We start from the raw sequence: 25,629 nt of genomic DNA, 5'->3' as shown, positions 1-25,629 counted from the left end.
TTTCAGTACTCCATGAAGCGCCTGGAACCGCGCCAAGTCCTGGTTCTGGCCGCTTTGGGGCGGAATGACAGCATCCATAGCGCTGCCCGAGATCTGTCCTTGACTCAGTCAGCGGTGAGCAAAGCCCTGGCCGAGATTGAGGCGCAGATGGGCGCTGTTTTGTTTACGCGTAGCCGCCAGGGGATTGAGGCGAATGCGTTGGGGCGATTGGTTTTGCGACGGGTGACGCATTTGCTGCATGTGCTCGATCATGGCCCGGGGCATCACCCTAAAGAAGGCCCGGTGCTTAACATTGGCTATGTCTCGGATTTGCATGGCATGGCCTTGGGGCAGGCCTTTGTTCAGTGGCGGCAGTCACAGGTGCTGACGCTGCGCTTGCTTGAACTGGAGCCTCAGTTGGCGCTACAGCTTTTGCGTCAGGCGGAGCTGGATGCGGTCCTGCTGGATGAGCCCACAACAGAGTGGCCCGAGCAGCACATTGTTAACGGTCGCATGGTCCCCGTTTTAAGAACACAGCATCCTTGCTTGCGGGAGGGCAGACCGCTGAATGCCCAGGACTTGCAGGCTCTGGATTGGGTTTTACCTACGGCCGTGCCTGCGTTTCATCGAAATTTGGAACATTGGATGGCACAAGCCGGGATAGGAGCGGGCATCAAGGCCTGGAAGATACCGGCCGGACAGGGTTTGAGCACCATGGCGGCCCAATCGGATGCCTTGGCCTGGCTACCTGCCGTGCAGGCGGATTATTTGCAGCAAGCAGGGGTGGTGGAACCGCTTTGTCTTCAGGATGCTGGCGGTATCGATGCTCCGGCGTCTTTGCTGTTTGGGGACCACGTTCAGAGTGATCCTGTGCTGCATCAAGCCCTGGAGCAGTTTGCCTATTTTTTGGACCATCGTGACGCTGGTTTTGGAGAGCAGTGATATGACGGAGACGACAATTTCTTCTCAGCTTCCCCCCTTGTCACGGCGTATTCGTTTACGGCATCTGGAGTTGCTGGCGGCCTTGGGCGAGCATGGCAGTCTGAAGCATGCTGCCGAGGTGATGGGTATGAGTCAGCCCGCTGCCAGCAAGCTCTTGCTGGAGGCTGAGTCCTTGGTGGGAGCGGCTTTGTATGAACGTACAAATCGCGGCGTACTGCCCACTGCTGTGGGTGCTGCATTGGCATTGCGAGCCCAGCGCTTCCTGGGCATGGTGGATGGTTTGGGTGAGGAAGTGCAAGTAGCCCAGCAAGGTGCAACAGGAAGGGTTCGAGTGGGTGTGTCGCCTGCTTGTGGTGCGGTGATTCCTGGAGCGTTGGCCGCCATGCGTGCAGCCGGTCAGGATGTTGTCTTGCGGATCGAGGAGGGCAGTAGTGCCAGCCTCTTGGAGCGCTTGCGCGATGGGCGTCTGGATTGTGTATTGGGCCGGGTGTTGGACAGCCAGGATCTGGAGGATTTCGACACGCTGCATTTGTATAACGAATCCATAGTGATGGTGGCGGACCCGCAGCACCCCATTTTTTCCAAACCGACTTTGGATTGGGGTGATGCCTTGAGCTATGAATGGGTTTTGCCTCCGCAGGGTGCTCCCCTGCGCCGTACCTTGGAATTCTGGCTGGCTCGGCAGGGTTTTCAGGAGCCGCGCTGCTTGCTGGAATCGACTTTGACCTTAGCCAATCTGGCCGTCCTGCGCGAGAACCAGGCGCTGGTCTTATTAGGCTCGATCTCGGCCCGACAGTTTAGTGAGCAGGGCGTTGTCCGAGTTGTCCCTTTGCCCTTTGACGGGATTGCTTTGCCATCCGTCTCGCTGTTCCTGCCCCAGGATGATTATGCCCATGAGCCGGTGGAGGTATTCATCCAGGCCTTGGAGCAGCATGTACGTGAGACCTTGGCCTAGCGGTTGGGGCGAGGCACCGGGAAAACAAAACGCCTGCTAGGCAGCAGGCGTTTTGTTTAGGGGCTAGAGCGTGCTTGTTGCGGGGAATTAACCCTTCACTCGCACAATCTTCTGGACTTGTGGTACGTGACGAATAGAGCGGATCACGCGGGCCAGGTGAGTACGGCTATCAACCTGAACGGTCAGGTGCAGCACCGATGTAGCGGCTGATTCGTCCGGCATGGAAATATGCAGGATGTTGGAGTCGGCATCGGTAATTTCAGCGGCCAGACGACCCAGCACGCCCCGCTCGTTAATAGCGGTGACATCCAGACGAGTCGACAGGTGACGGGCCGTATTGCTGTCCCACATCACAGGCACCCAACGCTCGGGCTCTTTGGCCTGGGCGCGTTGTGCCACGGCACATTCAGCCATGTGAACGACCAGGCCGTGACCCAGACGAATGCCACCAATAATTGCGTCGCCGGGCAAAGGACCACAGCACGGAGCCAGTTGTACTGCCTGACCTTCATTACCGTGAATCAGAATCGGTGCAGAGGTGTTAGCATTGATCTCGTCAAACGCCGCTGCCGTGGTTTCCAGCAGAGGGTTTTCAGGGGCAAAGCGGCGGGCCACAACTGCTGCAAGACGTTTACCCAGGCCGATATCGGCCAGAATCTCTTCGCGGGAAGCAGCGCCCGAACCCTTGGCCAGCTTGTCCCAATTTGGATCGTCGTCGGTGGCGTGCGGCAAGCCTAGCTGATCAAAGGCCTGATCCAGCAGGCGACGACCAAAGGCAACCGATTCTTCGTATTTGACCGTACGCAGGTAGTGACGAATTTCCGAACGGGCGCGGCCCGAACGAACATAGTTCAGCCACTGGGCACTAGGGCGGGCGGCAGGGGAGGTAATGATCTCTACCGAGTCACCGCTCTTTAGTTCGGTGCGTAGTGGCGCAAATTCACCATTGATCTTGGACGCCACAGCGTGGTTACCAATATCAGTGTGGATGCTATAGGCAAAGTCCACGGGTGTCGCACCGCGTGGCAAGGAAATAATCTTGCCTTTGGGCGTGTGAACATAAACTGCATCAGGGAACAGATCAACTTTGACGTGTTCCAGGAATTCTGTGGAGTCACCCGTCTGGCTCTGAATATCCAGCAAGGATTGCAACCAGCGGTGTGTACGCTTTTGCAGATCATTCAGGGTGACGTCGTCTTCTTTGTACAGCCAATGAGAGGCCACGCCTTCTTCAGCCACGTGGTCCATTTCGCGGGTGCGGAACTGGAACTCGACGGGGGTGCCGTAGGGGCCAATCAGGGTTGTGTGCAGGGACTGGTAGCCATTCACTTTAGGGATGGCAATGTAGTCCTTGAATTTGCCTGGCACGGGGCGATACAACTGGTGCAGCGTACCCAGCGACAAATAGCACTCGGGCAGGGTGTGCACAATAATGCGAAAGCCGTAAATATCCAGCACGTCCGAGAAGGACTTTTTCTGCTCAACCATCTTGCAGAAAATGCTGTAGAGCGACTTTTCGCGACCGGAGATCTCGGCATCAATCCCGGCGGCAGGCAAGGCAATCTTGACGGCATCCGTGATCTTGCCCAGCACTTCGCGGCGGTTGCCACGCGCAGCTAGCAAGGCCTTGTGCAGGACTTTGTAGCGATTGGGATAGATGGCTTTGAAGCAGCGGTCTTGCAGCTCGCGGAACAGGGCGTTCAAGCCCAGGCGATGCGCAATCGGAGCGTAAATATCCAGGGTTTCCTGGGCCACCCGACGGCGTTTTTCAGGCTTGACCGCATCCAGCGTGCGCATATTATGCAAGCGGTCGGCCAGCTTGATCAGGATGACGCGTACATCGCGCGACATGGCCAGCAGCATCTTGCGAAAGCTGTCAGCCTGCTGCTGTGTTTTAGTGGCAAATTCCAAGCGTTCCAGCTTGGACAAGCCATCCACGATCTCGGCCACATCGGTGCCGAATTTCTCGGCCAGTTCCTGCTTGGTGACGTCCTGATCTTCGATCACGTCATGCAGCAGGGCCGACATCAGAGCATCGGTATCCAGCTTCCAGCCCGCACAGATTTCCGTGACGGCAATAGGGTGCGAGATATAGGGCTCGCCGCTGGCGCGAAACTGCCCCAGGTGGGCCTGATCGGAAAAACGATAGGCCTCCCGTACCCGTTCAACATCTTTCGGGTCCAGGTACTGCGAAATAATCTTGTTCAGCGGAGCCAGTGAGGCAATGGGAGGGCTGGTACTTTCCTGAGAATTCTGTGCCAGCGCCGGGGTGTTCTTGTCTTTAGGCTTGCGACGACCTAGCCGTGAGCCTTTTTTAAGGACGGCCAACAGCCCAGACGATGCGCCCCGTAAACCAGAAAATGCCATACCGTGCTCCGCCCGTGCCTATCAGGTAGGAACTTTGCGCAGCATTTCCAGACCGGTCGCGCCCGAAGCGATTTCTCGCAAGGCAGTAACCGTAGGCTTGTTCTTGCTTTCCAGGCGTGGTTCGTGGCCCTGAGCCAGTTCACGCGCACGGTAGGCGGCTGCCAAGGTGAGCTTAAAGCGATTGGGGACTTGCTCCAGGCAGTCCTCGATAGTGATGCGAGCCATAGTAGACCTGTTATCAAAAAGAAATAAGAAGGAGATCAGCCCTGGTTCAGCAGGGCATCTGCGCCTAATTGTTGAAAGAGTTGGCGATGCCGTACTGACTGAGTGGCAGTGCGCAAACGACTGGCCTGCACAATACTCAATAGCTGCTGTAATGCCGTATCAAAATCCTCATTGATAATAGCATATTGACAGTCACGGACATGGGCGATTTCGTGCTCGGCGGCCTCGACGCGACGGGCAATCGTCTCTTCGCTGTCTTGCCCGCGTTTGCGCAAACGCGCCTTCAGTGTGGGCAAGGAGGGCGGCAGGATGAAAATGCCCACAGCTTCGGGGAAATGCTCGCGGGCCAGACGGGCACCTTGCCAGTCGATTTCCAGCAACACATCCCGGCCTTCACCCAGGGCTTTCTGAATGGGATCGCGAGGGGTGCCGTAGTAGTTGTCATGCACCTGAGCCCATTCCAGCATGGCGTTCTCTGCGACCATGTTTTCAAAGCGCGCTTTGTCCACAAAGAAATAGTGTTCACCGTCGGTTTCACCGGGGCGGGGCGCACGTGTGGTGGCCGAGATGGACAGCATGATGTTGGAATCGTTAGCCAGGAGGGCGTTGACCAGACTGGATTTGCCCGCCCCACTGGGGGCGACAACCATAAAAACAGTGCCAGGATAGCTCGTGGACATGGAGAGCAGACTCTAGAAGTAGATTTTTATAAAAGAATTAGTTGCTGCTGGAGTCGGTTTGCCCGAACTCATTCAACACAGCCGTCACACTGGCTTCATCCGCACACAGAAAGACGACCGTGTCATTGGGACTCATGGAAAACAGAACCTCTTCCACTTCCCGTGGGGCATCTTCAGCTTGGGCAATGGCCATCACATGCACATCGCCACCGGCTTCAAACTGCTCGGGCGGGACGATTTGGGCGACGGCATCCAGATCAGGCTCGCTAATGGCCAGATAGGCCCAGACCTTGTGTTCTTCTTCCAAGGTGATCTCAAGCACATAGGCCGAGTCAGTCTGCTCAATGATTTGGCTTTGAATTTGCATAATGAAATGAGTGTGTCAGCTAAAAGACAAGGTGGCTGTGACCGGTGCGTGGTCCGAAGGCTGCTCATTGGCGCGTGGTTCGCGATCAATATCGCAGGCCGTACAACGTGACTTCAGGGCGTCGGACAGCAGGGCATGATCAATACGCAGCCCCGCATCGCGACGGAACGCAAAACGGCGATAGTCCCACCAGGTAAAGGGGCTGCCGCTTTGCTCGAACAAGCGGTAGGCATCGTGCAGGCCCAGTGCCAGCAAGCGCTCGAAGGCAGCACGTTCTGGTGGAGAGACTAAAACGTCATCAACCCACTTGGCGGGGTCGTAGACGTCCTGGTCGGCTGGGGCAATATTATAGTCGCCCAGAATGGCCAGACGCGGATACTGCTGCAATTCTTTTTCCAGCCAGTCGTGCAAGGCGGCAAACCATTCCAGCTTGTAGGTGTACTTCTCGCTTTCCAGCGATTGCCCGTTGGGGCAGTAGGCGCAGATCACCCGTACCGGGCCGTCTGGCGATGCGTAGGTGGCGGCCAGCAGGCGCTGCTGCGGGTCTTCGTAATTGGGCAGGTTGCGCTGTACGTCGGTGCCGGGTTCACGGGAAATCAGAGCCACACCGTTATAGGTTTTTTGGCCTGCCCAGTGGGCGTGATAGCCGATTTCCTGAAAGGCCTCCAAGGGGAAGCGCTCGTCGGGCAGTTTCAGCTCTTGCAGACACAAGACGTCTACCGGGTTAGCCTCCAGCCAATCCAGGACTTGGGGAAGACGGACGTTCAGGGAGTTGACGTTCCAGGTGGTTAATTTCATGGTGTAGAGATATTCTTTTGAATTCAGGGTGTTGCATGGGGCTGCTGACATTGTTTTATTGGCCTGCCCCGTTCAGGGCTGACTCAGTCCTTGCGGTGTCAGAGCTGCTCATGTTGCGCGGATGCCACTATCATATCAGCGCTCAGCTTTTTAGCAGCTCTTGATACCTGGGCGTAAGCCAGGTGAATGGGTCTGCGATGTGCGTTTCACACAGCTCCATTTCCCTATCTGAAGATAAAAACAGCCCCGCTTTGACGTGTCGAAAGCGGGGCTGTTTTTCTTGTTGCGTGTGGGCCCTTAGGCGGCCTGATGTTGTGGAAGTCTGAACACCTTGTCGAACAGCAGCGTGAAGATGAAGGTGTACACAAGGAAAAACACCAGAAGAGCCAATGCCATGGTGAAAGCCTTCCACGGGCCGATGCTGTACCACAACATATAAATAGGTAAGCACGTCAGGATAAGACCACCCTCAAAGCCGATGGCGTGTGCGCAGCGAAGCAAAAGACTGCGGGACGCCATGTTGCGCTTTCTCTCCCAGGCTTCAAAGACCCAGTTGTAAAGAAAGTTCCAGATCACAGCGGCGGTGGTCACCATCACCTTATGCAGCGCCACGGTTTCCGCCTGCCCGGATATTTTGCTTGGGTGGGGCGGGTTGTCAATAAAAACAGGGCTTGAGATCAGCTTGTGTTTTACCGGGACCACAGCAGCGTTACGTTGTCGTAAAAGGATAGGGTGGTCTTGCCGCTTGCCGGGTTCGGCTTTGTTCTAGGTCGTAGTGAAAAACAGACACTTTCAGACAATAAATTTGCCCTCAAACCATCTGCATGTAACAGCTACAAAGTCAGGGTTCAAGACCTGAAAGGCGTTGCAGGCAAATTGATGTTTTTAGGGCACTAAAAAGAGGGTTTTTTGCGCAGATCACGCGCTTGCTTGTGTTAAATTGCAGGCCAAGTTGGAACGGTGGGCCAAAACCGATGGAAGTGCTTGGCCGCAGCGCGTAGTACAAGGATTTGCTGTACAGGAAAAAGGAATAAAAAAATCGCCGTAATGGCGACTTTTTCTGTGTGATCAAAACCGGAAACAAAGCCTGTTTTGTCTGTCTTGAATGCAAGCAAGATGGAGGCGTGTGCTGGAATCGAACCAACCTGAACGGATTTGCAGTCCGTCACATAGCCAATCTGTCACCACGCCTTTTGTTTTGTCCTGGGACATGTAGAATTATGCCCAAGGACGTAGGGAAAAGCAAGTGTCACATGATGGGACGTTAAACCCGGTACGATCTGCTGCACAAAAGCGACTGACGTCCCTCCTTTTTTTGCCGCCTGCGCGGCACTCCCTTGTATTAAGGACATGGCATGCAATATCAATTCCCCATTGTGATCATCGATGAGGATTTTCGTTCTGAAAATGCGTCTGGTCTGAGCATTCGTGTATTAGCAGATGCGATCGAGGCCGAAGGCTTCGAGGTGTTGGGAACCACCAGTTATGGCGATCTGAGTCAATTTGCCCAGCAGCAAAGTCGTGCCAGCGCGTTTATTTTGTCCATCGATGATGAGGAGTTCACGCAAGATGGAGACAGCGCCCCCGCGCTAGTCAATCTGCGTGCCTTTATTCGGGCAGTGCGTCGTCGCAATACCGATGTACCCATTTATGTTTATGGCGAGACTAAAACGGCTCGTCATATGCCAAACGATATCTTGCGCGAGCTGCAAGGCGTCATTCACATGTTCGAGGACACGCCCGAGTTTGTGGCGCGTCACATCGTGCGTGAGGCGCGCAGCTATGTGGAAGGCGTCAAGCCGCCGTTTCTGAAAGCCTTGCTGGATTATGCCGAGGACGGTTCTTATTCTTGGCATTGCCCTGGTCATTCCGGTGGCGTGGCTTTTCTGAAAAGCCCGGTCGGGCAGATTTTTCACCAGTTCTTTGGTGAGAACATGCTGCGCGCCGACGTGTGTAATGCCGTCGAGGAACTTGGCCAGTTGCTGGATCACAACGGCGCCATTGGCGCCAGTGAACGCAATGCGGCACGTATTTTCAATGCCGACCACTGCTTTTTCGTCACCAACGGCACCAGCACCAGCAACAAGATTGTCTGGCATCACGCGGTGGCCCCGGGCGATGTGGTGGTGGTGGACCGCAATTGCCACAAGTCCATCCTGCACAGCATTGTGATGACAGGTGCCATCCCCGTGTTCCTGCGTCCTACACGCAACCACTTCGGGATTATTGGCCCCATTGCACGCAGCGAATTCGATATCGAGACCATTCGCGAGAAAATCCGCAAGCATCCCTTGCTCTCGCACCTGGATGCGGACACGGTCAAACCCCGCGTTTTGACGCTGACTCAGTCCACCTACGACGGCATTATTTACGACACTCAGGTGATCAAGAATGCCGTAGACGGGTATGTGGAAGTGCTGCACTTTGACGAAGCCTGGATTCCGCACGCGGCGTTCCATCCTTTCTATGGTCAATTCCACGCCATGGGCAAGAACCGCCCCCGTCCACAAGAGACGCTGGTGTTCTCTACTCAATCCACGCACAAGCTGCTGGCCGGTTTGAGCCAGGCCAGCCACGTGCTGGCCCAGGATTCGGCCACGCGCAGCCTGGACCGTCACCTGTTCAATGAAGCCTATCTGATGCACACCAGCACCAGCCCGCAGTACGCGATTATTGCGTCTTGCGATGTGGCAGCCGCCATGATGGAGCCTCCCGGTGGCCGTGTGCTGGTCGAAGAAAGCATTATTGAAGCGCTGGATTTCCGCCGTGCCATGCGCAAGGTGGAGTCGCAGTTTGACGAAGACGACTGGTGGTTCAAGGTCTGGGGCCCACCCACGCTGGCAGAGGATGGTGTCGGTCAGCCCGAGGACTGGATCATCACGGATGATGTCGAGCACAGCGAATGGCACGGCTTTGGCCCGCTGGCTGATGGCTTCAATATGCTGGACCCCATCAAGGCGACCATTGTCACCCCCGGCCTGGATCTGACAGGCACCTTTGGGGAAACCGGTATTCCGGCCTCCATCGTGACCAAGTTCCTGGCACAGCGTGGCGTGATCGTGGAGAAGATTGGCCTGTACAGCTTCTTCATCATGTTCACCATCGGCATTACCAAAGGCCGCTGGAATTCTCTGGTGACAGCGCTGCAGCAGTTCAAGGACGATTACGACCGTAACCTGCCTGTCTGGCGTGTCCTGCCACAGTTTGCGCGTCAGTATCCGTGCTACGAAGAAATGGGCCTGCGCGATTTGTGCCAGCACGTGCACCAGTTGTACGCCAAGCACGATATTGCTCGCTTGATGACGGATATGTACCTGTCGGATGTGGTGCCTGTCATGCGTCCGGCTGATGCTTTTGCCTGCATCGCCCAGCGCCGTACTGAACGGGTCGAGATTGATCAGTTGGAAGGTCGTGTGACCACCAACTTGATCACGCCTTACCCACCCGGCATTCCGCTCTTGATTCCTGGCGAAGCCTTCAACAAGACGATTGTGGATTTCCTGAAGTTCTCGCGTGAACTACATCGCCAGTGTCCTGGCTTTGGTACGGATATCCACGGTTTTGTGGAAGAGGTGGATGCCTCCGGTCAGAAGCGTTACTACGTGGACTGCGTGGCACAGTAAAGCAAGCTGCCATCAAGCACCGGGGCGGGGCTTCGGCGCTTGAGCAGGGCAGGAAAGCAAGCGGGCCTGATGATTGGCCTTCAGGATTCTGGAAGCGTTCCAGACTTGAAGGGTCTCTCATCAGGCCCCTTTTTATGGACTGTTTATCTGTGACGAACCCTTGCGACTGGTTCTTGTTGCAAAGTCTTGCTATACGCTTTGGGCTGTGCGTAAAGCACATTCCAGTAGCCTGGAGGTCAGGGCTTGCGGATCACGGTCTGCCCGCAAGATTGCGACGACGCGGCGTTGCAGAATGGGCTGCTCAATGGGGTATTTATGCAGATTGTGCTCGTGCAACAGGCTGTCGGGAATGCGGCTGGGCAAGATACAGTCTCCCAGTCCTGAAGCCACCAGCCGCAACATGGCGTCTATGGTTTCAACTTCGGTCACAAATTCGGGATGCAGGCCGCTGCTGTGAATCATGCGGCGCAGGGCGTAGTGGGGCGGAAAGCCGATCAGGCGCAAGGTCTGGTGGCTTAAGTCTGCATTGGGAAAAGGCTCCTGCCGGGCGGAGATGCGGCACATTTGATCGTCAAACAAAGTGTGCGAGATCAAGCCTCCACAGTCCACCGCCGAGTCGTACACAAAACCCACATCGGCCTTGCCGCTTTCCACCAAAGCCACGACCTCGGGCGAACTGCGTCCCAACAAGGACAAATTCACGCCTGGGTGGGAACTCATGAAAGCGGCAGCCACATCGGACATGAAGTAGTAGCTCAAGGTATGTACGGTGGCCAGCCGCACTGTGCCTGAATTGACGCCGTGATCCTGGCGTACAGCATGAATGGCACTGTCAATGCGGCTATAGGCGGGCTCGATGGCTTGGCGCAGCAGCTCACCAGCATCATTCAGGCTGACTCCGCGCCCAGTGCGCGTAAACAGAGTCTGGCCCAGGCTTTGCTCCAGCGAACTTAATTGTTTGCTCAGGCTGGATTGGCTTTGTCCCAAATCATCGGCGGCTCTGCTGACCGAGCCCAATTGAGCGATGCGTAAAAAGCCGCGCAAGGAGCGATCCAGGTTGTCGGTGGGGCGGAAATCGTGCATGCCATTGTCTCTTTATTGTTGTACGCAAATGTGTGAAAACTGAGTTTTTACGCTTGCCTTGTAGCGGTATGAATCGCGACGTAGTCAGGGCCCTTGTTTTGGTCTGAATCGTCTATGAGAAAACGCTGTTTCAATTTGTCTTTATTTTGTTCTAACGTCGCCTAATTTGCTTTCATAATGAGCTCATATCATAAGCAAAATTGATTTGTGGTCTAATCATTGATATAATAAAGAAATCGGGGCGCTAAGGGCAGCGCCCCCTGTCGATATTGAGCAGGAGTTATTCGTGAGCAAATCGAAACCAGTACGTCGTAAACAAGCATTCGAGGTTGAGCCCCTGAATTGGGTTGCTCCTAAGAAAGCTGCCGTAGAAACCGATCAGGAAGCCAAGGTGGACGCGTCCAGCGACCAGGCTCAGGACAGCTAAGTTCTGACTGAAGGGTTAAAAAGCGCAAGCTGTGAGGCTTGCGCTTTTTTTATGCCTGCTTGTTTTGTGTCTGTGAGTCAGGACCAGCGGCGATGCGGCTGGGTAGGGGGTAAATGCCCTTGTTCCAGAAGTTGCAAACTGGCTTGTTCAAAACGGTTCCAGGTCGCCAGGGCCAGTTGTGAACCGGTGCTGACACGACGCACGCCAATAGCGGCCAGATCGGGGACCTTGAGCCCGGGGTGAATCAGCAGCACGTTGACCGGGGTAGGGGCCAGCGCCTGTACCACTTGGGCAATATCGTCCAGTTCGCGCAAACCGGGCGCGTAGACCACATCTGCTCCCGCCTGGGCATAGGCTTGCAATCTGGTAATGGTTTGAGCCAGATCCAGCAGGCCGATCAACAGACCTTCACAACGTCCTATCAGCAGGACATCCTCACCGCTGGCGTTAATGGCTTGCTTGGCTGCCTGCAGGCGGGCTACGGACAAGTCCAGATCATAAAGCTCGTCACCGTAGCGATCTTCAATGGATAAACCGGCAATACCGGTTTGAATCGCCAGGGTCACATTCGCGGCGACTTGATCCGGCTCATCGGCAAAACCATTTTCAAAGTCGGCATTAAGCGGCAAGTCTGTGCTGGCCGCTATCTCCTGCAAATGGGCGAGAAGAGCATCTCGGCCCACCTCAAAATCTTCCAGACCGTTTGACCAGGCAAAGGCTGCGCTGCTGCTAGCAATGGCCTGTGCACCCAGACGTTCCAGGCGTTTGGCTCCGCCTATGTCCCAGGGATTGGGCAAAATCAGTAGGCCACTTTCATGCAAGGCGCGAAAGCGGCGGCGTTTTTCCTGTGTGCTAATGCTCATGGCGGGCTCCTGAGAACGAAAAACGCAAACCGAAGTTTGCGTTTTGATGCCTGGCGATATTTTTATTTTTTCTTGGCTTTCTTGCGAATAACCAATACCGGAATTTCCGAATAGGTCAGCACATGTTGTGTTTCGCTGCCCAATAGCAGGCGCTTGTAGCCTTTGCGGCCGTGCGAGGACATCACGATCAAGTCGGCGTTTTGTTTTTCAGCGGTGGAAATAATGGCATCGGCCACCAGTTCGGATTTCACCACCAGACCTTTCACCGAGACGCCAATATCTTTCCCGGCTTGCTTGACGGCAGCCAGTTCGGATTGCGCGTGCTCTACCCAGGAGGCTTCGATACGGCTATCGAGCTTCTGATCAATAATGGGGCCGCCCTCCAGGTAGCTTTGGCGATAGCGCGGAATGACGCGCAGGGCCAGCAATTTGGCGCCGCTGGTCTTGGCCAGATTCAGGGCATGGGTGACAGCGTGGGCGGACAGTTCTGAGCCGTCGGTGCATACCAGGATACGCTCGTACATGAGGGGGAATCCTATAAAAAGGGTTATCAAGAACGTGTCTTGTGGGTAAGGTATCAAACCATACTGCGAATTACGGTCTTTGTGTCTGCTTTATGGTTTTCCATGGCAGCCGTGTATATTCGAGTGGACGTTTTTGTCAGCTCGGCTTTTTTATGCAGGTCATCATATCCCACTGGGATTGAGGGAGATTCATATGAAAGAAGTGGTTGTAGTCCAGGCATGCCGTACCGCGATTGGTGATTTTGGTGGTGGTCTGAAGAATGTGTCGCCAATCGAGATGGGAGCCACGGTATTGCGCGCAGTACTGGACAGAAGTGGCGTGTCGGCAGCAGACGTTCAGCATGTGGTGATGGGGCAGGTCATCCAGACCGAACCGCGTGATATGTACTTGTCGCGTGTGGCCTCGGTACAGGCAGGCGTGGGACACGGCACTCCGGCCATGAACGTCAACCGTTTGTGTGGTTCCGGTCTGCAAGCCATTGTGTCGGCGGCACAGGGAATCCTGCTGGGTGATGCCAAAGTCGCTTTGGCCGGTGGCGCAGAGAGCATGAGCCGGGCTCCGTATATGTCCAGCGCCCATCGCTGGGGTGCCCGCATGGGGGATTCGGTCATGATGGACATGATGACCGGCGCACTGACAGACCCGTTTGATCGCGTTCATATGGGTATTACGGCTGAAAACGTGGCCCGTCAGTATGGCGTTACCCGTGCCGACCAGGACGAGCTGGCACTGGAGTCGCACCAACGTGCGCGTCGTGCGATTGAGCAAGGCTATTTTAAAGAACAGATCGTTCCCATCATCCAGAAAAGCCGTAAGGGCGAGATTGTGTTTGATCAGGATGAGCACGTCCGTATGGATGCGACCATGGACAACTTTACGGGCCTCAAGCCTGTGTTCTTGCCCGAGGGTGGCAGCGTGACTGCCGGTAATGCGTCTGGCCTGAATGATGGTGCGGCCGCTGTGCTGCTGATGTGTGCCGAAGAAGCTCGCCAGCGTGGTTTGAAACCCTTGGCCAAGCTGGTGTCCTGGGGCCATGCAGGTGTGGACCCGAGCATCATGGGAATTGGCCCTGTGCCCGCAACGCGTTTTGCGCTGGAGCGCGCCGGTTTGAACGTGTCGGATCTGGATGTGATCGAGTCCAACGAAGCCTTCGCCGCTCAAGCGTGTGCAGTGGTGCGTGAATTGGGTCTGGACCCGGCTCGTGTGAATCCCAACGGTAGCGGTATCAGCTTGGGCCACCCCATTGGGGCGACCGGCGCGGCCATTACCGTGAAGGCCTTGCATGAATTGCAGCGTGTTCAGGGTCGTTACGCGCTGGTCACCATGTGTATTGGTGGCGGGCAGGGCATTGCGGCGATTTTCGAGCGCCCCTAAGCGTTGCGGATAGTCTCTCTCCAAGCCTGGTTTAGAGAGCAAGAAAGCCGGAAGTGGTTTCAAACCGCTTTCCGGCTTTTTTTTGCGGCATATACAAGTAAGTCTTATAAAAACGCCGACTTGATGATTTGTTTTTGTAGCGGCCCCTAAGCACTCGGCCAGTTGCATCGAATTGTTTTAAAAGTAATGCGGGGCTTGTGTGGCTGAGCATGAAGCCCTTGTTTTCTCTCGTCAGAATAAAAGGAGATTCGTATGCAAGAAGTCGTCCTGGTTCAGGCGTGTCGAACCGCTTTCGGTAATTTCGGCGGCGCCTTACGGAGTGTCTCTCCCGTTGAGATGGGGGCTGCGGTCATGCAGGAAGTGTTGGGCAGAAGTGGCGTATCCGCCTCGGAGGTGGAGCAGGTGGTGATGGGGCAAGTGGTGCTGACCGAGCCCCAGGATATCTATTTGCCGCGGGCAGCCTCCATGAAAGCGGGAGTCGCTCATGAGGCAGTTGCGATGAGCGTGAACCGTTTATGTGCATCAGGTTTGCAGGCCATTATTTCGGCAGCGCAAGCGATCATATTGGGTGAGGCCAGCGTGGCCTTGGCGGGCGGTGTGGAAAGCACCAGTCGAATGCCGTATATGGCGACAAGCCAGCGCTGGGGGAGCCGCATGGGCAATGTGGCCTTGGTTGATGTGCTGTCGGAAATTTTCATCAGCCCTTTAACTCGGGAGCATGTGGGGGTGGTGACGGGGGAGAATGTCGCCAGAAAGTACGGTGTGTCTCGTTGTGAACAGGACCAATTGGCCCTGGAGTCGCACCGTAGAGCGCTTCGTGCCATTGAAAATGGCTACTTTAAAGAGCAGATCGTCCCTATGGTGGGCCACGATGGGATCGCCTTCGAGCAGGATGAGCATGTTCGGCATGATGGCAGTCTGGAACAGCTTGCCGCCTTGAAGCCTATTTTCCAGAGCGACGGGGGAACGGTGACGGCCGGTAATATCCTGGGCTTGGCCGATGCGGCAGCGGTGGTGCTGATGATGGAAGAGGGGCAGGCGCGCCGGAAAGGCTTGGAACCCATGGGCAAGCTGCGCTCATGGGCGCATGCGGGCGTGGACCCACAATTTGCGGGAATGGGGCCGGTGCCAGCGACTCGCCTGGCGCTCAAGCGAGCGAGGCTGACGGTTAGCGATATCGATGTGATCGAGTCCAATGAGGCGTTTGCAGCACAGGTTTGCGCCGTTGCCAAAGAACTGGATTTTGATCCGGAGCGTGTCAATCCGAATGGCGGCAGTATCAGTATGGGGCACCCTTTGGGGGCGACAGGAGCGGCACTGGTGGTCAAGGCTTTGCATGAGTTGCAGCGCATCCATGGGCGGTATGCCCTGGTAACCATGTGTCATGGCGGTAGCGAGGGAGTGGCCATGATTATCGAACGTCAGTGAGCCGTTCCCCATCTAGTGATCACTGTTATGATGGCGCCTTGCTAAAAAACGCCGGAAGTGGCGCGATGCCGCCTTTTGGCGTTGTTTTCTCTGTCGTCAGCTTAGATCCAGGTGCAGGATTGTGTCGGGGGCCGCGTGGCACCTGTTTGAGCCGGGTCGCCTGACTGATTTGCAAGGAAGAGTTTCATGGCTGGTGAGCAGGGGGACGATAGTCCCACATTGTCGGAAAGCGAAGGGATCCGTTATCTGCATTTTGGAACGGAGTGGATTCAAGGTGCCATGCGTATTCGCAAGCCCGCTGAATTGGTCTTGGCCTACACACAACAGATGATGGCCTGGCTGCTATTTATGGAAGACCCCAAACCCGAACACAAGCTGGCTATTCTGGGCCTGGGGGCGGGCTCCTTGTTGCGCTTCTGTCTGAAGCAGACCGACAGCCAGGTTCAGACGGTGGAATGGAACCCGTCGGTCATCGGGATGTGTCATGCCTTTTTCCGTTTGCCACGTAGCCCGCGCTCCCTGATTGATCAGGCTGATGCCGGGGTCTGGGTGCAAGACAGCGATCAGCACGGCCAATATCGCGCCTTGATGGTGGATTTATATGACGCTCATGCCGAAGGTCCGGTGCGTGACAGTCTGGAGTTTTATCAGGATTGCCGTGCCATTCTGGACGACGAGGGCATTATGACCGTCAATCTTTTTGGTGCGCATCCCAGCTTCAAACACAATATCGACAATATTCGTGAAGCCTTCAATGGCAAAGTCCTGCTGTTGCCCGAGATGGATGAGGGCAACCAGGTTGTGCTGGCCTTTAAGGGCAGTACGCTGGAGATGACGGCAGGAGAGCTGCTGAACCGTGCCGAACAGGTGCAGGCCGATTACGGTTTGCCAGCGACTCGGTGGGCTCGGGAATTGCTGTCTTTCCGTCGGCAGATGCAGGATCAATAGAGAGTCGGGGCAGGGATTACCTCAAGGGGCAAAGTCTTGCTGTTCGCGTTAGACTTAACGCCTAAAATTATTGTTTTTGCATCTAAGGAGTATTGGATGAAACTGATCAGATCGGTGCATCAGGTGGCGGCCGCTTTGGCGTGTGTGGGATTGATGTCGAGCGCTGCGGTTCAGGCGCAATCTGTATCGGTATCGTCGATTGTGGAACATCCGGCCTTGGACGCCATTAAGGATGGGGTACACAAAGCACTGACTGATGCCGGTTACAACGAAGCTTCGGGCTTCAAATGGCAATTTCAGACCGCGCAAGGCAACCCTGCCATTGCTGCACAGATTGCTCGCAAATTCGTGGGCGACAAGGCTGACGTGATTGTGGCCATTTCCACACCGTCTGCTCAGGCCGTTGTGTCGGCAACCAAGACGATTCCCGTGGTGTATTCGGCTGTGACCGATCCTGTTGTGGCGCATCTGGTGCCCAGCATGGCCGCATCGGGTACCAATGTGACCGGTGTTTCTGACGCCCTGGCATTGGAAGCCCAAGTGGATCTGATCAAGAAGGTCGTGCCTGACGCCAAGCGCGTGGGCATGGTCTACAACCCTGGCGAGGCCAACTCCGCCGTGGTCGTCAAGGAAATGAAGGAATTGCTGCCCAAGCACGGCATGACCTTGGTCGAGGCCACTGCGCCACGTACCGTGGACGTGGGCGCTGCCGCTCGTAGTCTGGTGGGCAAGGTGGACGTGATCTACACCAATACGGATAACAACGTGGTGTCGGCTTACGAATCCCTGGTCAAGGTCGGTAACGATGCCAAAGTGCCTTTGATCGCCTCGGACACCGATAGTGTGGCCCGTGGTGCCATCGCTGCTTTGGGTGTGAATTACTACAACCTGGGTCTGCAAACCGGTCAACAGGTCATCCGTATTCTGAAGGGTGAAAAACCTGGTGATATGGCTTCCGAGACCAGTAGCAATCTGGAACTGTATGTCAATCCGGGCGCTGCCAAGCGCCAAGGCGTTTCGCTTAACGAGGACTTCGTGAAGTCCGCTACAAAAATCGTCGAATAAGCCTGATCTGACTGCTTCTTGCAGGTGGGTTGCCACAAGCTGCCCGCCTGTTTCTTTTGTATCCTAGACGTCCAACAATATGTCTATTTATTCAATGTGGGGGGCCCTGGAGATTGGTCTGATTTTCGGACTGGTTGCTCTGGGTGTTCTGATTTCTTTTCGCATCCTGCGATTTCCTGACCTGACGGTCGATGGCAGTTTTCCTTTGGGTGGGGCCGTTGCCGCCATCCTGATCAGCCAGGGTAACGATCCCTTTCTGGCTACCGTCGTTGCCACCTTTGCCGGTGCGATTGCTGGCACGATTACGGGCTGGCTGAATGTACGTCTGAAGATCATGGATCTGCTGGCCAGTATCCTGATGATGATCGCCTTGTATTCCATCAACTTGCGCATTATGGGTCGCCCCAATGTGCCCTTGATCATGGAACCCACGGTATTCACGATTCTGCAGCCTGAGTCCATTGCTGACTATATTGCGCGTCCCTTGTTGCTGATTGCTCTGGTTCTGGCCGCCAAGCTGGCGCTGGACTGGTTCTTTGGCACCCAAACGGGCTTGGCGATGCGTGCCACTGGCGCCAATGCACGCATGGCGCGTGCTCAAGGCGTGGCAACCGGCAATATGCTCTTGCTGGGTATGGCTATTTCCAATGCTCTGGTCGCCTTGGCCGGTGCCTTGTTTGCTCAATCGCAAGGCGGTGCAGATATCTCTATGGGTATCGGTACGATCGTGATTGGTCTGGCCGCTGTGATTGTGGGTGAAAGCATTTTGCCCGCACGCAAACTGTTCTACGCCACCTTGGCTGTGGTGCTGGGTGCGATTCTGTACCGCTTCTTTATTGCCTTGGCTCTGAATGCCGATGTGATCGGCCTGAAAGCTCAGGACTTGAATCTGGTAACCGCTTTGCTGGTGACAGTAGCGCTGGTGATTCCTCTGCTCAAGAAAAAGCGTGCTCGTAAACAGAAGGGGGCCCAGTAATGTTAGAAGCAAAAAACCTGTCCCTGACTTTTAATCCAGGTACGCCTATTGAAACCCGCGCCTTGCGTGGTTTGTCCCTGACGATTCCAGAAGGGCAGTTCGTGACCGTGATCGGTTCCAACGGCGCGGGCAAGTCCACCTTTCTGAATGCGATCTCCGGTGACCAGTCCGTCGATGACGGCCACATCATGATCGACAATGTGGACGTTACCCGTCGCCCGGTGTGGGAGCGTGCCAATTGGGTTGCCCGTGTGTTTCAGGACCCGATGGCCGGCACCTGTGAAGACCTGACTATTGAAGAGAACATGGCTTTGGCAACGTGCCGGGGCAGTCGTCGGGGTCTGAGCCGTGCCGTGCGTCATTCCATGCGTGCGGAATTTGCCGAGCGTCTGGAAACCTTGGGTCTGGGCCTGGAAAACCGTCTGACAGACCGTATCGGTTTGTTGTCGGGTGGTCAGCGTCAAGCCGTCAGCTTGTTGATGGCTGCCTTGCGTCCTTCCAAGATTTTGCTGCTGGACGAACATACGGCGGCGTTGGATCCGCGTACCGCTGACTTTGTCCTGCAACTAACTAACCGTATTGTGCGTGAAGGTGGCCTGACCACCATGATGGTGACGCACAGCATGCGCCAGGCGCTGGATGTGGGTGACCGCACGGTCATGCTGCACCAGGGCAAGGTGGTGCTGGACGTCAGTGGTGAACAGCGCCAAGGCCTGGATGTACGTGATTTGCTGGAGATGTTCGAGCGGGTGCGGGGTGAAACGCTGGCCGACGATAGTTTGTTGCTCGGTTAGAAAGCACTATTCCGGATCTGGAAAACCGCGTGAACTCTAGGGTTTAAACGCGGTTTTTTTATATTCAAAAAACCCTAGGTATATGATAATACGTGTTCTTTTGAGGCAGGCAGACGACGGGGCAGGTGCAAGGGGGTAGCTGGCTAATCGTAGTCGCCAAATGATAGCAAGACCGAAATGAGTCTCATCGCAAATTTTGCTGTTTTATTTGAGCTTTTTCGACATATACTTGCTGCTTGTCCAAACCATACAATCCAGTCAGTTTAAGCGTTAAACTCCCATGCAACGCTTAGCTCAGGAGTTCTTCATGTCATTTAAAAGCTTGCTGGGTCGGCAGCCGTTTCGTATCGCTGCCTTCTCTTCCTTGGTTCTGCTCGCCGCTTGCGGCAATAAAGAGCCTCAAGCTCCGGCCGGCGGGATGAAGGTCCCGGTCAGTGTGATTACCGTCCAACCGACCTCTACCGAGTTGTTCTCCGAGCTGCCTGGACGAGTCGAAGCCATCAAAGATGCGCAAATCCGCGCCCGTGTTTCCGGGATTGTGGAAGAAATCAACTTTGAGCAGGGTGCTGAAATTAAACAGGACCAGCTCTTGTTTACGATTGATCCCGCTCCTTACCGTGCGGTTCGCAATCAGGCCGCTGCTCAGTTGAAAAACGCCCAGGCAGATGCGCAAAGCGCTAAACAACTGGCTCAGCGTTACGAGCGTCTGATCAAGGAAAACGCGGTTTCGCGTCAGGATTACGACAACGCCAAAGCGCGCGCCATGCAAGCCGATGCGTCGATTGCGGCTGCACAGGCTGCTCTGGAAAGTGCCAATATTGATTTGGGTTACACCAAGATTGTCTCGCCCGTTGCTGGCCGTATCGGCAAGTCCCTGGTGACGGAAGGTGCCTTGGTGTCGGCCGCCAATGCCACACATATGGCGACCGTGCAGCAACTGGATCGGGTTTATGTGGACGTGACGCGTTCTACCGCTGAACTGACTCAATTGCGTCGTGCCATGGCCGACGGCAGCTTGACCTCCGCCGGTGAAGGCCAGGCCAAGGCCACCGCCGTGCTGGAAGATGGCTCTACCTACGATCAGGATGGTGTCTTGCTGTTTAGCGGTGTCAGCGTGGATCCGTCTACCTCGCAAGTGACCTTGCGTGCCGTGTTCCCGAACCCCGACGAAATTCTCTTGCCCGGCATGTATGTTCGCCTGCGTCTGGAGCAAGGGGTGATCCCGGATGCCTTGCTGGTGCCTGCACAAGCCGTTCAATACACCTCGGACGGTGCGTCCAATCTGTATGTGGTGCGTGAAGACAAAGCGCAATCCGTTCCCGTTGTGCTGGGCCCTGAAAGCCATGGTCAATATGTGGTCAATAAAGGCGTGCAAGCCGGTGACCAGATTATTGTAGAAGGCTTCCAGAAGATTCGTCCCGGCGCTCCTGTTCAGACGATTCCTTGGAAGGGCAACAAGCCAGCCGGTGCTGATGCTGCTGCGGCCCCCGCACAGGAACCCGCCGCTGCTGAGCCAACCGAAGCCAAGTCTAGCGAGTAAGCGACATGCCTCAGTTTTTTATTGAAAGGCCCATTTTTGCATGGGTCGTTGCCTTGGCGATCACGCTATTTGGCTTATTGGCTTTGCCCAATATGCCCGTAGCGCAGTATCCCGATGTGGCACCTCCTTCTGTCACGATCCGGGCGACCTACCCAGGTGCAACGGCGGAAGACGTTGCCAGCACGGTCGCCAGTGTGATTGAAGATCAGTTGAACGGTGCCAAGGGCCTGCTGTATTACGAGTCCGTCAGTGACTCGTACGGCTCGACCGAAATTACGGCAACCTTCCGTCCTGGCACCAATCCTGACATGGCTCAGGTGGACGTCCAGAACCGGGTCAGCAACATTACTGCGTCCTTGCCGACGGCAGTGATGGAGCAGGGCCTGCACGTGGAGCAATCCAGTACCGGCTTTCTGCAAGTGGTGACCTTGTCGTCCACGGACGGCAGTCTGGACCAGACGGCCCTGGCCGACTATATCGAGCGCAATATCAAGAACACGATTTCTCGTGTTCCTGGTGTGGCTCGCTTCCAGTTGTTTGCCTCGGGTCGCGCCATGCGCGTCTGGCTGGACCCCGCCAAGCTGGTGGGTTACCAGATGAGCCCATCGGATGTGACCAACGCGATTCGCCAGCAGAACATGCTGGTGTCGGCGGGTATTCTGGGTGGTCCACCTAACCAGGACAGCCAACGTGTTGCGGCGCCGATCACGGTGAATGGTCAACTGCAAACTGTTAAAGAGTTTGAGAACATCATCCTGCGCTCGCAGGCAGATGGTTCGACGGTGCGCATCAAGGATGTGGCACGTGTTGAAGTGGGGGCGGACAACTACCAGTTTGGTGCCCGTCTGAACAGCAAGCCAACGGCCGCATTTGCTATTTCCTTGCTGCCTGAAGCGAACGCGCTGGATACCGCTGCTGCCATTAAAGTCGAAATGGAGAAGTTGGCCGAGTTCTTCCCGGAAAACATCCGCTACGACATTCCTTACGACACGTCTCCCTACGTGGACAAATCCATCACCCAGGTGGTTTACACCTTGCTGGAAGCGATGGTGCTGGTGTTCATCGTGATGTACGTGTTCTTGCAGAATGTACGCTATACCCTGATTCCCGCTCTGGTTGTGCCTGTGGCTATTTTGGGTGCTTTCGCGGTGATGCAGGTGCTGGGCATGTCGGTGAACGTGCTCACCATGTTTGCGATGGTGCTGGCCATTGGTATTTTGGTGGACGACGCGATCGTGGTGGTGGAGAACGTCGAACGGATCATGGTGGAAGAGGGTATTTCACCTAAAGAAGCCACCAAAAAAGCCATGCCGCAGATTAGTGGCGCGATTGTCGGTATTACCCTGGTGCTGTCGGCCGTGTTCCTGCCACTGGCCTTTATGGCCGGTTCAGTGGGCGTGATTTATCGCCAGTTCTCGGTGGCGATGGCTGTATCGATTGCCTTCTCCGGCTTTTTGGCACTGACCTTTACCCCTGCACTGTGCGCGACTTTGCTCAAGCCGATTCCCAAAGGCCATCACGAAACCAAGCGTGGTTTCTTTGGCTGGTTCAACCGCGTCTTTACGCGTACGACCAAGGGCTACGAAAGCTTTATTGGCAAGACGCTGCGTCGTGGCGGTCGGATGATGTTCATCTACCTGATCATGGTGCTGGTGCTGGGCTTCTTGTACATGCGCATGCCAACCGCGTTCTTGCCTGAAGAAGATCAGGGCTACGTGATTGCCAACATCGAGCTGCCTGCCGGTTCGACAGCTAACCGTACGATTGAAACCATCTCCAAGGTCGAGGACTACTTTAAAGAGCAACCCCAGGTTGAAAACATCATTGCCGTTCAGGGCTTCAGCTTTAACGGTAGTGGTTTGAACTCGGCGATTGCGTTTGTGCCTTTGAAGGACTTCAACGAACGTAAAGGCAAGGAAAACTCGGCTCAAGCCATTTCCGGCAAGGCCATGGGCCAGTTGCTGTTCGGTTTGCCCGACTCCATGGTGATCGCGATTGTGCCACCCGCTATTTCTGCTCTGGGTAACTCCTCGGGTATTGATATGCGTCTGGAAGACCGTGGTGGCATGGGTCACGATGAATTGATGGCAGCGGCTGACCAGTTGTTGGGTCTGGCCAAGGCAAGCCCTGTGTTTGATCCACAGAGCGTGCGTATTACCGGCTTGGGACCGGGCAAACAGATTCGTCTGGAAATTGACCGTGAAAAAGCCGCCGCTCTGGGCGTGAACTTTAGCGAAGCCTCTGCCTTGATTGGTGGCGCTCTGGGTTCGTCTTTCGTGGGTAAATTTACCAACCAGGGACGCGTGCAAAGTGTCTGGGTACAAGCGGATGCGCCATACCGCATGACCATCGACGACGTGCTCAAGCTGAACGCTCGCAATAGCGAGGGCAAGATGGTTCCGCTGTCTGCCTTTGTGACCCAGACTACGGAACAAGGTCCGGTGCAGATCGTGCGCTACAACAGCTACGAGTCCGTACGTATCAGTGGTGGTCCCGCTCCTGGCTACACCTCGGGTGAAGCCATGATCGAGATGGAAAACCTGATGAAGCAATTGCCTAGCGGTTTCGGCGTGGACTGGACAGGTCTGTCCTACCAGGAACGTCAGGCTGCGGGTCAGTCGGGTATCTTGATGGGTCTGGCCATTCTGGTGGTGTTCATGTTGCTGGCTGCCTTGTACGAAAGCTGGGCTATCCCGCTGTCCGTGATGCTGGCCGTGCCACTGGGCATGCTGGGTTCGGTCTTGCTGGTGTCCGGTCTGGGTATGCCTAATGACGTGTACTTCCAGGTGGGTATCGTGACGGTGATCGGTCTGTCGGCCAAGAACGCGATTCTGATTGTGGAGTTTGCCAAGGATGCCTACGCTCGTGGCGCAACCTTGATCGACGCCACTCTGGAAGCTGCCCGTCTGCGTTTCCGTCCTATTTTGATGACCTCCTTTGCCTTTGTGCTGGGTGTGGTGCCTCTGGCTACCTCTACCGGTGCGGGTGCTGCCAGCCAGAACGCGGTGGGTCTGGGCGTGCTGGGCGGTATGTTGGCCGCAACGCCTTTGGCGGTCTTGATGGTGCCGACCTTCTTTGTCGTGATTCTCAAGCTCTTTAAAACCAAACCTCGTCTGTTTGGCGAAGCCGCCAAAATGCACGAGGAAGAACTGGCCAAGCAAGGTACACCAGCCGCCGGTTCGCAAGGAGGACAGCACTAATGTCTAGCCTGTTTTTACGTAGTCCTGTAGTGCTGGCTGTGGCGTTTGCCTTGTCGGCTTGCTCACTGGCACCGAAGTACGAGCGTCCCGACGCTCCGGTGCCTGCGCAATTCCCTCTGGCCCAGCAGGGCCAGGCGGATGCCGCCCAGGCAGCTGATCTGGGCTGGCGCGAATTCTTTACCGATCCGCGCTTGCATGCCCTGATCGGGCAGGCTTTGGAAAACAACCGTGACTTGCGTATTGCCACCCAGCGTATCGAGGAAGCTCGTGCGCAGTACGGTGTGGCACGCAGTGACCAGTTGCCCAGCATTGGTGTGCAGGCGGCCCAGCAGGCTACCCACACACCGGCTGACCTGCGTCCTGGTGGCCCAAGCTCGGCGCCTGTCTCCCGCTCTTACCAGGCCGGTGTCGGTATCACCGCCTTTGAACTGGACTTCTTTGGTCGAGTCCGTGACCTGGCCCGTGCCGCTCGCGAACAATACTTTGCGACTGAACAGGCCCAGCGCACCGCGCATATCGCCCTGGTGGCGGGCACAGCCGAAGCGTATTTCAAAGTACGTAGCGCTGAAGAGCTGCATGCCTTGATGAGCAATACCTTGCGCAGCCGTCAAGAGACGCTGCGTCTGGTGCAGTCCTCGTTTGATGCCGGTACGGTATCTGCGCTGGACCTGAATCAGGCCAAGGTGCAATACAACACGGTGCGCTCCGATATGCAGGCTGTGGAGCGTGATCGTCAGCGCGCCTTGAATGCCTTGCAGGTCTTGTTGGGTAGTGACATACCGACTGACTTGCCCGCTGGTCTGCCTTTTACCCGTGCTCAGTTGATGCCTAGCTTGCCTGTGGGCTTGTCGGCAGAACTGCTGGAGCGTCGTCCTGACATTCTGGCTGCGGAACACGTTTTGCGCGGTTCCAACTACAGCATCGGTTCGGCGCGGGCGGCTTTCTTCCCACGTTTGAGCCTGACTGGCTTGCTGGGCTTCATGAGCCCTGAGCTGGGTGGCCTGTTCAGTTCGGGTAACCGTTACTGGCAGTTCCAGCCGCAAATCACCATGCCGCTGCTGTCCGGCAGCACCTGGGCCAATCTGGATCTGGCCGAGGCTCGTCGTGATATTGCGATCAGCGAGTACGAAAAGACCATTCAGGTGGCCTTCCGTGAAGTGGCTGATGCTCTGGCGGGCGAAGCGACCTATGGCCAGCAGATCGACGCTTTGCAGGAAGTCGATCAGGCAGCCAGCGAAGGTTTGCGTTTGGCCAAGCTGCGTTACGAAGTGGGTATAGACAGTTTCCTGCAGGTGCAAACGGCTGAAGTCAGCCTGTACAGCACCCGTCAAGCCTATATCCAGACTGGCCTGGCTTCCCTGATGAACCGCGTCGAGTTGTACAAGGCTTTGGGTGGCGGCTGGACAGCCGAAACCGTCAAGCCTGAAACAAAGACTCCGGCTCCCGGGACAGCGCCGGAATAAACAGGCG

Annotated in this window: 22 protein-coding genes and 1 tRNA gene; 13 read left to right on the top strand and 10 right to left on the bottom strand. The window is 55.8% G+C overall.

Annotated elements, in window-relative coordinates:
• Positions 1–12: 12 nt before the first annotated feature.
• Together JYG33_RS05070 and JYG33_RS05065 are read left to right on the top strand one after the other, a co-directional pair.
• Positions 13–921 carry a LysR family transcriptional regulator gene (locus JYG33_RS05070; protein WP_207874942.1) on the top strand — a complete coding sequence of 303 codons (909 nt, stop codon included), beginning with the start codon at positions 13–15 and terminating at the stop codon, positions 919–921.
• 1 nt (position 922) lies between these two features.
• On the top strand, positions 923–1,876 hold the full coding sequence (locus tag JYG33_RS05065; protein WP_207874941.1) for a LysR substrate-binding domain-containing protein: 954 nt from the start codon (positions 923–925) through the stop codon (positions 1,874–1,876).
• 87 nt (positions 1,877–1,963) lie between these two features.
• Here the strand turns inward: JYG33_RS05065 and JYG33_RS05060 are convergent, their stop codons facing one another.
• The 7 genes from JYG33_RS05060 to JYG33_RS05030 all read right to left on the bottom strand — a co-directional run bounded on the left by JYG33_RS05060 (position 1,964) and on the right by JYG33_RS05030 (position 7,504).
• On the bottom strand, positions 1,964–4,243 hold the full coding sequence (locus JYG33_RS05060; protein WP_207874940.1) for a bifunctional (p)ppGpp synthetase/guanosine-3',5'-bis(diphosphate) 3'-pyrophosphohydrolase: 2,280 nt from the start codon (positions 4,241–4,243) through the stop codon (positions 1,964–1,966).
• A gap of 21 nt (positions 4,244–4,264) precedes the next feature.
• Positions 4,265–4,468 (bottom strand): DNA-directed RNA polymerase subunit omega, encoded by a 204-nt coding sequence (gene rpoZ / locus JYG33_RS05055; protein ID WP_003799665.1) that lies wholly within the window; start codon positions 4,466–4,468, stop codon positions 4,265–4,267.
• A 35-nt stretch (positions 4,469–4,503) separates the two neighbouring features.
• Positions 4,504–5,148 carry a guanylate kinase gene (gmk, locus tag JYG33_RS05050; RefSeq protein ID WP_207874939.1) on the bottom strand — a complete coding sequence of 215 codons (645 nt, stop codon included), beginning with the start codon at positions 5,146–5,148 and terminating at the stop codon, positions 4,504–4,506.
• A 37-nt stretch (positions 5,149–5,185) separates the two neighbouring features.
• Positions 5,186–5,515, bottom strand: coding sequence for a hypothetical protein (locus JYG33_RS05045; RefSeq protein WP_207874938.1), 330 nt, complete (start codon positions 5,513–5,515; stop codon positions 5,186–5,188).
• Positions 5,516–5,530: 15 nt separating this feature from the next.
• The gene (gene xth, locus JYG33_RS05040; protein ID WP_207874937.1) at positions 5,531–6,313 is read right to left on the bottom strand and encodes an exodeoxyribonuclease III; all 783 of its coding nucleotides are present in this window, start codon (positions 6,311–6,313) and stop codon (positions 5,531–5,533) included.
• A gap of 297 nt (positions 6,314–6,610) precedes the next feature.
• The gene (locus tag JYG33_RS05035) at positions 6,611–6,925 is read right to left on the bottom strand and encodes a PACE efflux transporter (protein WP_207874936.1); all 315 of its coding nucleotides are present in this window, start codon (positions 6,923–6,925) and stop codon (positions 6,611–6,613) included.
• Between the two features lie 505 nt (positions 6,926–7,430).
• A tRNA-Cys gene (locus JYG33_RS05030) sits at positions 7,431–7,504 on the bottom strand.
• A gap of 164 nt (positions 7,505–7,668) precedes the next feature.
• On the opposite strand from JYG33_RS05030, the gene JYG33_RS05025 reads away from it, so the two are divergent.
• Complete coding sequence (locus JYG33_RS05025; RefSeq protein WP_207874935.1) at positions 7,669–9,936, top strand: arginine/lysine/ornithine decarboxylase; 2,268 nt, start codon at positions 7,669–7,671, stop codon at positions 9,934–9,936.
• Positions 9,937–10,125: 189 nt separating this feature from the next.
• Here JYG33_RS05025 and JYG33_RS05020 read toward each other — a convergent pair whose 3' ends face one another.
• Positions 10,126–11,019, bottom strand: a complete 894-nt coding sequence (locus JYG33_RS05020; RefSeq protein WP_207874934.1) for a LysR family transcriptional regulator — start codon at positions 11,017–11,019, stop codon at positions 10,126–10,128.
• Between the two features lie 286 nt (positions 11,020–11,305).
• On the opposite strand from JYG33_RS05020, the gene JYG33_RS05015 reads away from it, so the two are divergent.
• Positions 11,306–11,446, top strand: a complete 141-nt coding sequence (locus JYG33_RS05015) for a hypothetical protein (protein ID WP_207874933.1) — start codon at positions 11,306–11,308, stop codon at positions 11,444–11,446.
• A 77-nt stretch (positions 11,447–11,523) separates the two neighbouring features.
• Here the strand turns inward: JYG33_RS05015 and JYG33_RS05010 are convergent, their stop codons facing one another.
• Both JYG33_RS05010 and JYG33_RS05005 read right to left on the bottom strand, forming a co-directional pair.
• Complete coding sequence (locus JYG33_RS05010; RefSeq protein WP_207874932.1) at positions 11,524–12,309, bottom strand: isocitrate lyase/phosphoenolpyruvate mutase family protein; 786 nt, start codon at positions 12,307–12,309, stop codon at positions 11,524–11,526.
• Between the two features lie 62 nt (positions 12,310–12,371).
• Positions 12,372–12,833 (bottom strand): universal stress protein, encoded by a 462-nt coding sequence (locus JYG33_RS05005; protein WP_153230271.1) that lies wholly within the window; start codon positions 12,831–12,833, stop codon positions 12,372–12,374.
• Between the two features lie 193 nt (positions 12,834–13,026).
• Between JYG33_RS05005 and JYG33_RS05000 the strand changes: the two genes are divergently transcribed.
• The 9 genes from JYG33_RS05000 to JYG33_RS04960 all read left to right on the top strand — a co-directional run bounded on the left by JYG33_RS05000 (position 13,027) and on the right by JYG33_RS04960 (position 25,622).
• Positions 13,027–14,208, top strand: coding sequence for an acetyl-CoA C-acyltransferase family protein (locus tag JYG33_RS05000; RefSeq protein WP_207874931.1), 1,182 nt, complete (start codon positions 13,027–13,029; stop codon positions 14,206–14,208).
• Between the two features lie 252 nt (positions 14,209–14,460).
• Complete coding sequence (locus JYG33_RS04995; protein ID WP_207874930.1) at positions 14,461–15,636, top strand: acetyl-CoA C-acyltransferase; 1,176 nt, start codon at positions 14,461–14,463, stop codon at positions 15,634–15,636.
• Positions 15,637–15,822: 186 nt separating this feature from the next.
• Positions 15,823–16,584, top strand: a complete 762-nt coding sequence (locus JYG33_RS04990) for a spermidine synthase (protein WP_207874929.1) — start codon at positions 15,823–15,825, stop codon at positions 16,582–16,584.
• Between the two features lie 153 nt (positions 16,585–16,737).
• Positions 16,738–17,649, top strand: a complete 912-nt coding sequence (locus tag JYG33_RS04985) for an ABC transporter substrate-binding protein (RefSeq protein ID WP_243430334.1) — start codon at positions 16,738–16,740, stop codon at positions 17,647–17,649.
• Between the two features lie 79 nt (positions 17,650–17,728).
• Positions 17,729–18,625 carry an ABC transporter permease gene (locus JYG33_RS04980; protein WP_207874927.1) on the top strand — a complete coding sequence of 299 codons (897 nt, stop codon included), beginning with the start codon at positions 17,729–17,731 and terminating at the stop codon, positions 18,623–18,625.
• Positions 18,625–19,419: an ABC transporter ATP-binding protein gene (locus JYG33_RS04975; protein WP_207874926.1), complete on the top strand. Its 795-nt coding sequence runs from the start codon at positions 18,625–18,627 to the stop codon at positions 19,417–19,419. Before JYG33_RS04980 ends, JYG33_RS04975 begins: the two co-directional genes overlap by 1 nt.
• A gap of 307 nt (positions 19,420–19,726) precedes the next feature.
• The gene (locus JYG33_RS04970; RefSeq protein ID WP_207874925.1) at positions 19,727–20,959 is read left to right on the top strand and encodes an efflux RND transporter periplasmic adaptor subunit; all 1,233 of its coding nucleotides are present in this window, start codon (positions 19,727–19,729) and stop codon (positions 20,957–20,959) included.
• Positions 20,960–20,964: 5 nt separating this feature from the next.
• On the top strand, positions 20,965–24,159 hold the full coding sequence (locus JYG33_RS04965; protein ID WP_207874924.1) for an efflux RND transporter permease subunit: 3,195 nt from the start codon (positions 20,965–20,967) through the stop codon (positions 24,157–24,159).
• Positions 24,159–25,622: an efflux transporter outer membrane subunit gene (locus JYG33_RS04960; protein ID WP_207874923.1), complete on the top strand. Its 1,464-nt coding sequence runs from the start codon at positions 24,159–24,161 to the stop codon at positions 25,620–25,622. Before JYG33_RS04965 ends, JYG33_RS04960 begins: the two co-directional genes overlap by 1 nt.
• The last annotated feature ends 7 nt before the right edge of the window (positions 25,623–25,629 follow it).

This window comes from Alcaligenes sp. SORT26, assembly GCF_017377875.1.
Classification (GTDB): Bacteria; Pseudomonadota; Gammaproteobacteria; order Burkholderiales; family Burkholderiaceae_B; genus Alcaligenes; species Alcaligenes parafaecalis.
The sequence above is the reverse complement of the archived record's forward strand: the minus strand, read 5'-3'. Positions and strand labels throughout refer to the sequence as shown.